Source organism: Bacillus sp. JJ675, assembly GCF_036963165.1.
GTDB lineage: Bacteria > Bacillota > Bacilli > Bacillales > Bacillaceae > Bacillus > Bacillus glycinifermentans.
The window spans coordinates 1-6,738 of sequence record NZ_JBALMR010000093.1; the positions used below are offsets into that span (position 1 = coordinate 1).

Genomic DNA, 6,738 nt, shown 5'->3' on the forward strand with positions numbered 1-6,738 from the left:
TTTTCTCGACAGCCTGAGCATTTGGTCAAATCCAAATGCTTTTTGCCGCTGATCCGCAAGTAGCTGCTTTTCATTGCATTACCGCCGCTTTTTTCATCATCTCCTCCGTCTGAATCGCTTCAAGGAAAAAATGCGCGGCTTCTTTATAAAGCGCCTTTTTGCTGTAGACATTGGCCGCTATGAGCGAAAGTTCCCGCACGCTGTCATATTGCTTTCGTTTCAATAAGGCGGCAAGGCTTTTTTTGCAATCGTCAAACGCTTTTTCATGATAGACGGAGTATAGGACATCGACTTTCGCGTCAAATATGTCATTACAAGCCTCTCGTGACCTTTCTTTCCCTTCCGTATAGTAAACGATCGCCCGGTCGTGCCCGCCGGTTTTGAAAAGCTCCTTTATCAATAAATAAACGGATTGAAAGTAGTGGTCTGATGCGGCGTATGCTTTATCTTTCAAGGCTTTTTCCAAATATGTAATGCTCTCTTCCGGCTTGTCCATGGCCGAATAAAGAAGGCCGTAGTGATGGAAGGCGTGCGCCTCCTTGACATGGTCACCTGCAGCCCTCGCTGTTTTGACTGCTTCAGCCAAAAATTGTTCCGCTTCTTTATATTTTCCCATCTCAGTATAATTGTCCGCCATCGTCATGTAGACCGAGACAAGATTCATAGCGTAACCGCCATGATCCTGGAAAATCTCCATCGCTTGTCTTGTGTGGCTCAGCGACATCAAGTTTTCTCCTAAGTCATAATACAATTTGCCGATTTTTTCGTGAAATCGCGCGGCTTCTATCGGATCGTCCACATGGGCAAGTTTTTTTTCGGCCGTTTTGTAAAAGCCGATCGCCTGCTGATCATTTTTCTTATAGCTTTCGTATGCTCCGGAAAAAAGGTGAAAATAATACGAAATCAAGTGTGAGTCGCCATATCCTTCCCCTCTATTGTCGTCCGGCATGCCGTTATGCATTTCTTCTAGAAGTGCGTAATAGGTGAGGAACGCTTCGCTTTCTTCCATTTCCTTTACTAATGGCTTGGCTTGTTTAAATAATCGTACCGACTGTTCTGTATCGTTTTCCTCGATGGCCCGGTACCATGAGTTCAGAATGTTGGCTGCTTCCTCCGCGGGAATCTTATTCATGGAGAACTCCTTTCTTCCTGAATGCTATATTTTTATATCATACTATATCTTACCTTTTATTACACCTATAGAACTAGGTCTATTTTCTCATTATCACAAAAAAACGTCCTTTTACAGCAGGGACGTTTCCGATCGAGGCCGTAAACATCGGTGTAATAGCAGGATGCCCGGTCAGGCAGAACTTTCCCGTTTCCGCCCGAAGAGCTGCAGCTCAGTTCTTTTTTAGCCGGTGTTTTGTTTCACAAATGCATTTTCCTCCAGACGGTCGGCACCCATTTATCCAGCATGATTGCAGCCAATGCCGTTTGACAGACGCTGCTGGAATCTTAATTCCGCGATCCCGAATTGTATATCTATCAGTCCGCCCGCCGCTTTCGCTTGAGCCGCTTGAATCAAGTCATTATACATAGGCCTTTTCCTGATGTACGTATGGTTCTTGCCGGCCCATTCATCTTAAAAACAACTGACCAATCAAACATATGCTGCACAGCATAGCCGGCCAGAACTCACTTCCTTCTCCGCTTCATGCCAATAATATGAACGGGGTCACCGCTGCAAAAACTTTGTAAATCCTGGTGCGAAATTGATCATATTTTATATCTGAAAATTTACAACCGTTTTATTCTTCGAATTTTCAATCCTCTTTTCTCTTTGAAACGAAGGTCTTTTTACCGATATATAGAGCGAACGCCGTAAAATGAAAAAGGAGGAGAGCTTTATGACAAAGTTATGGAAAACCGCTGCTTCTGTCATGCTGTTTTTAGGAGTTTTCGCCATGTCCCCCCGCGTTCATGCTGAAGGCCAGCAGCACGGAAGCGGGGTCATCGTCGTTTATAAAAACAAAAGCGGACAAGAAACGGCGCTGGAGAAAAGCGAATCCGTCGATCATCAATACAAACATATTCCCGCCGTCGCCGTTACGGCTGACAAAGAGACAGTACAGGACTTAAAAGATGATCCCGATATTTTATACGTTGAAAAAAACGTCTCATTTACGGCAACCGACAGCACCGAATTCAAAGTATTATCAGATGAAACCGGTGAAGATTCAGATTCATTTGAACAATGGAATTTGAAGCCGATTCAGGCTGAAAAAGCCTGGAGTGCCGGACTTACGGGGAAAAATGTGAAAGTCGCGGTAATCGACACCGGAATCTCCGCCCATGATGAGCTTACCGTTTCAGGCGGCACGTCAACGGTCAGTTATACGTCCTCATACAGCGATGATAACGGCCACGGAACGCATGTCGCCGGGATTATCGGAGCCAAGCATAATGACTATGGAATCGACGGGATTGCTCCGGGTGTCCAACTGTATGCAATCAAAGCACTCGATCAAAACGGAACGGGCGATCTTGAAAGCATTCTCAAAGGAATCGACTGGTCAATCGAACATGGCGTCAATGTCATCAATATGAGCCTTGGCACGTCTACCGACAGCCAAATCCTTCATGATGCCGTCGATAAAGCCTATCAAAAAGGGATCTTACTGGTTGCGGCAAGCGGAAACGACGGAAACGGACATCCTGTCGATTATCCGGCCGCCTACAGCAGCGTCATCGCTGTTTCCGCAACTGATGAAGAAAACGGGATTGCCGGTTTTTCCAACACCGGAGCAGATGTTGAATTTTCCGCTCCCGGCACGTCAATCATCAGTACGTATTTACACCAGCAATTTGCTGCAGGAAGCGGCACATCTCAAGCCACGCCGCACGTAACCGGCATGCTTGCGCTTTTAAAACAACTGTATCCAAATGAAACAAGCGCCGGGCTCAGGCAGCAATTGCAGCAAAATGTCAACGATTTAGGAGATGCCGGCCGCGACCAGCTGTTTGGCTACGGTCTCATCCAATACAAAGAAACACAGTCAGCAGCGCTTGCAGCGGCAAGAAAAGCCGTTGAAAACGCTGAAAAAACAAAGCTGCAATCTGATATTGACGCCGCACGCAAGCTCGTCGGCAAGCTTCCCGATACATCAGAGAAAAATGAGCTGCAAAAACGGCTGGACAATGTTCAGTCAGAGCGAAACCTTGCGGATGCAAAACGCAAAGTCAGCCTTGCGGAAAAGTACAAAACCGAAAAAAGCGTTGGCGAAGCACAATCGGCCATTAACAAGCTGCCGGGCGGAATCGCAAAAACGAATCTTCAGAAGCGGCTGGACAATGTAAAGAGGTATATGGCAAAAGCGATTGACAAAGCGGCGGAAAAAGTAACTAAGGCTGAAAAGAAGAAAAATAAAACAAATCTAAAAGACGCTGAGAAAGCGGTCAGCCAGCTGCCAAGCGGTTCTGCGAAAACGAAGCTGCAAAAACGGCTCAATGCGGTCAGAACAAGCCTCATCAAAACAGCAAAACAGGCTGTATCTTCGGCCGAAAAAGCAGCAAATGACTCAAATATCGCCAAAGCTCAAAAAGCCGTCAATGAACTCGATTCGGGAAAAGACAAGACAAGCCTGCAAAAAAAGCTTGACGCTGCAAAAAAGAAGGCAGCCGCATCTTACAGCAAAAAAGTAAAAAGCGCTGAAGCAAAAGTAAAAGCGGCCGAGAAAAGCAAAACAAAAAAGGCAAAAGCCTCCGCACAATCCGCGGTTAAACAGCTGAAAGCATCTTCTGCAAAAACGAAGCTGATGAAACGGCTGAATGCGATTAAAGTAAAGTAACGCACAAAAAAACCTTTAAGCCATGATCATGTCAGGCTTAAAGGTTTTTTTCCGGCCATTACTTTTTATCAATCCGTTCAGCGACGATGCCGACAATCTCCTTGTCTGAGACAAAACCGAAATGGCGGCTGTCATAGCTGTGAATCCGGTTGTCTCCAAGGACAAAATAATGGTTCTGGGGAACCCTTTTCTCTCCCGTTACCTCTTCCAGAGTAAAATCCCCGGTCAGATCGCCCCCTGCGGTAACCTCCTTTAAATCATCCAAATAAGGCTCTTTCACCGGTTTGTTATTAATGTACAGCTGGTCATCCACATATTTAAGCGTTTCGCCCGGAAGACCGATGACCCGCTTAATGAACACATCTTTCTCAGGTCCTTTAAACAGAAGGATGTCAAAGCGGTGGATCGTTTGAAAATGATGGGCAAAGCGGTTGATAAGAAGCGTGTTGCCCTCCTGATAGGTCGGATTCATGCTGACCCCTTCTACTTTATATTCGATGAAAACGGCGTTTTTCACCTGAATACCAAGGACGATTAACAGTGCCGCGGCGATGACCAAAAAGCGCTTTTTCACATTTATGTCCCCCTAGTCATTCTCTCTCTGGCTGAATTTCACGTTCAAGCGATGTTCGAGCCGCTTTCCGGCGTACCATAAAATCATAATGACGATGATGGCAGCAGCTGTTCGCAAAGGCTGCGTAAACAGCGCCTTCAGGTCATGGCCGATAAAGCTGACAATAAAAATCATCACAAACTTTCCGCAAAGCACCGCAAGCGAAAAAGGCACAGGGCTGATCCTTGAAAGCCCCGCCACAACATTTACCGCTGCCGAAGGCGTGAATGGAAAGCAAAGCAGCAGGAACAACGGGCCGAAGCCGCGCTTTTCCAGCCAGGTCATCAGCTTTTTCACCGACTGATGCCTCCGTATAAAACCAAGCGCCTTTTGCTGGCCGAAATGGCGGATAAACAGAAAGACCGCAATTGAGCCTGCTGAAGCGCCGATCCACGTCAAAATAAACCCCTCCCACAAGCCGAACGAATTCACATTTGCGACGATAAATACGATGAGGGGCAAAAACGGAAGAATCGCTTCTATGAACGGCAGCAAGATGGCGGCAAACGGACCAAAAGCCCGATAGCTTTGAAAAAATTGTGTTAGATTCTCTTCTGTAAAATAACTGAACAATTGCTCCAACATTTATTCTCCTCATACAGTTGTCTACTTCTATTCTACACGTTAAAGCCGAAACTTTAAATGATCGGGCTCCGGAGGTTTTTAAAGAAACGTCCGGCCGCGGATTCTTTATTAGTCTGAAACAACCGGCGCATTTTAGTCTTTTTTTCCCGTTCTTGAAAAAAGAAAGGACTTTCGTGTACAATAAAAACAGAACAAACGTTCCTAAACAGAAATGAAAAGAGGAGAAAAGCCATGACGAGAATTCCCTCCGATGTCAGGGACACGATTGAAAAGGCTATTTATCTTCCAATGACCATCAGCATCTTAAACAGGGATATCGCCATCGTTCAGCAGAGCCCGTTTAAGCTTAAAGATCCTTATCTGCGCCTGATCGAGCAGGCGCTGAAGCTGGCGCAGCGCGATTTACACGATGTAAAAAACGATTTGCGCAGACGGAAAGTCAAAATTCACGAAGTGTCCCGGGACGAAGCGTTTACGATGTATTGCTTCATTTACGAAGGATACGAGGAAGAGCACAATTACTTCAACCCCCGTATCCGCAACCAGGTCTCCGCTCTTTTGGAGCATTATTTATTCGCGGCAGAGCCCGGTCAATAGCGCTTTCTCAGCTCCCTGAGGATGAATTCATAGATCAGCTGGTTCCGATCCTCCTTCGGATACAGCATAAATTCCTGTTTTTTCGGCGCGGCGTTCCCTTCAATCCGGTCGAGAAATTTCGTTCTCAGCCATGCCGTGCGGTAAACCTGATTTTCGAAAGATGCTCTGGACACCGGCAGCTCCAGCGATTCACCGTTTACGAACGTAACGAATGTATTGTCATACTTAGCCGCACGGAATTCATGAACATGCGCATGGGAAAGCCACCCGCATTGAGGCCTTGTAGAGGAGAATGTGGGAAAAAGAAAAATATTGTTTGAATGATCCACCATGATCGGCGGCTTATGGGAAACTTTAATGACTTCGTACGTGCCGGCCTTTCTCCCCGCATAGCTTGAACCGAAATAGCGGCAGCTTCTCTCTATGATTTGAAAAGGTCTCATATTGACCCGAAATGTCCTGTCGGTTTCAAGCACTTTTGAGGCGGGCGTTTTTCCATCATCAAGAGGCAGAACTGCCATTGTCGAACTGTTTACTTCATAAGAATCTCTTGTCAAATCTTCAGTATTGCTCATCATGATCCTCCCAACCATTAGTCAATTTATACTATTAATCTAACATTATCCTACTAGAAACGACAGGATTTTTTCAATTAATTTGAAAATATGTTTTTAAAATGCCATTTTTATGTTTTAATCCGAAAAAATCAAGTTTTCCGTCCTAATCTATACCCTTTTCTTCTTATAAAGACGCTTTTTCGAATAATTATCTAAAAATTTTAAATACTTATTGATTTTTTTATTTGCAATCCATATACTATAAAAAAGGCATCAGGGGGAATCTTTATGAAAGAGAAAAAGTCGTACGCTGAGCTCATGAAGTCCCGCAATAACCAAAAGGTAAAAGAACTTGATGTAACCATCACGGACATCTACATTCAAATGGTCCTTGATGAGTCGTTGTTTAAACGGCGCTTGAACTTGCTGTATGAGAAAATTAATGAGGCATTGGACAAAGGAGATAAACAATCTTTCCTTGAGCTTTCAAGAGAATATACCGCGTTGAAATTGCACGCATAACAGCCAATCCCCAGGAAAGGATTGGCTTTTTTATACTCAAAAAGGCCAAGCGCTTACTGATCTGCACCCTGTC

At 45.1% G+C, this 6,738-nt stretch carries 8 protein-coding genes; 3 read left to right on the forward strand and 5 right to left on the reverse strand.

What is annotated here, in order from left to right; translation table 11 throughout:
• Positions 1-70: 70 nt before the first annotated feature.
• Entirely contained in the window at positions 71-1,132 is a 1,062-nt protein-coding gene (locus V7126_RS21540; RefSeq protein WP_335499002.1) for a tetratricopeptide repeat protein, read from the reverse strand.
• A 276-nt stretch (positions 1,133-1,408) separates the two neighbouring features.
• On the reverse strand, positions 1,409-1,540 hold the full coding sequence (locus V7126_RS21545) for a hypothetical protein (protein ID WP_269082044.1): 132 nt from the start codon (positions 1,538-1,540) through the stop codon (positions 1,409-1,411).
• A gap of 310 nt (positions 1,541-1,850) precedes the next feature.
• Here V7126_RS21545 and V7126_RS21550 point away from each other — a divergent pair, with 310 nt between their 5' ends.
• Positions 1,851-3,791, forward strand: a complete 1,941-nt coding sequence (locus tag V7126_RS21550; protein ID WP_438823815.1) for a S8 family serine peptidase — start codon at positions 1,851-1,853, stop codon at positions 3,789-3,791.
• Positions 3,792-3,849: 58 nt separating this feature from the next.
• Here the strand turns inward: V7126_RS21550 and lepB are convergent, their stop codons facing one another.
• Positions 3,850-4,365 carry a signal peptidase I gene (gene lepB, locus V7126_RS21555; RefSeq protein WP_046131309.1) on the reverse strand — a complete coding sequence of 172 codons (516 nt, stop codon included), beginning with the start codon at positions 4,363-4,365 and terminating at the stop codon, positions 3,850-3,852.
• A gap of 12 nt (positions 4,366-4,377) precedes the next feature.
• Positions 4,378-4,989 carry a TVP38/TMEM64 family protein gene (locus tag V7126_RS21560; RefSeq protein WP_046131310.1) on the reverse strand — a complete coding sequence of 204 codons (612 nt, stop codon included), beginning with the start codon at positions 4,987-4,989 and terminating at the stop codon, positions 4,378-4,380.
• A 231-nt stretch (positions 4,990-5,220) separates the two neighbouring features.
• Between V7126_RS21560 and V7126_RS21565 the strand changes: the two genes are divergently transcribed.
• On the forward strand, positions 5,221-5,586 hold the full coding sequence (locus V7126_RS21565; protein ID WP_046131312.1) for a hypothetical protein: 366 nt from the start codon (positions 5,221-5,223) through the stop codon (positions 5,584-5,586).
• Here the strand turns inward: V7126_RS21565 and V7126_RS21570 are convergent.
• Positions 5,580-6,161 (reverse strand): competence protein ComK, encoded by a 582-nt coding sequence (locus V7126_RS21570; RefSeq protein ID WP_046131313.1) that lies wholly within the window; start codon positions 6,159-6,161, stop codon positions 5,580-5,582. The two genes, V7126_RS21565 and V7126_RS21570, sit on opposite strands and share 7 nt — an antisense overlap.
• A 270-nt stretch (positions 6,162-6,431) precedes the next feature.
• Between V7126_RS21570 and V7126_RS21575 the strand changes: the two genes are divergently transcribed.
• Positions 6,432-6,665 carry an IDEAL domain-containing protein gene (locus tag V7126_RS21575; RefSeq protein ID WP_046131314.1) on the forward strand — a complete coding sequence of 78 codons (234 nt, stop codon included), beginning with the start codon at positions 6,432-6,434 and terminating at the stop codon, positions 6,663-6,665.
• The last annotated feature ends 73 nt before the right edge of the window (positions 6,666-6,738 follow it).

What these genes read in the sequence shown, in the direction of transcription:
- V7126_RS21540 (WP_335499002.1), bottom strand. Translation starts at nt 1,132, where the DNA reads ATGAATAAGATTCCCGCGGAGGAAGCAGCCAACATTCTGAACTCATGG.
- V7126_RS21545 (WP_269082044.1), bottom strand. Translation starts at nt 1,540, where the DNA reads ATGTATAATGACTTGATTCAAGCGGCTCAAGCGAAAGCGGCGGGCGGA.
- V7126_RS21550 (WP_438823815.1), top strand. Translation starts at nt 1,851, where the DNA reads ATGACAAAGTTATGGAAAACCGCTGCTTCTGTCATGCTGTTTTTAGGA.
- V7126_RS21560 (WP_046131310.1), bottom strand. Translation starts at nt 4,989, where the DNA reads ATGTTGGAGCAATTGTTCAGTTATTTTACAGAAGAGAATCTAACACAA.
- V7126_RS21565 (WP_046131312.1), top strand. Translation starts at nt 5,221, where the DNA reads ATGACGAGAATTCCCTCCGATGTCAGGGACACGATTGAAAAGGCTATT.
- V7126_RS21570 (WP_046131313.1), bottom strand. Translation starts at nt 6,161, where the DNA reads ATGAGCAATACTGAAGATTTGACAAGAGATTCTTATGAAGTAAACAGT.
- V7126_RS21575 (WP_046131314.1), top strand. Translation starts at nt 6,432, where the DNA reads ATGAAAGAGAAAAAGTCGTACGCTGAGCTCATGAAGTCCCGCAATAAC.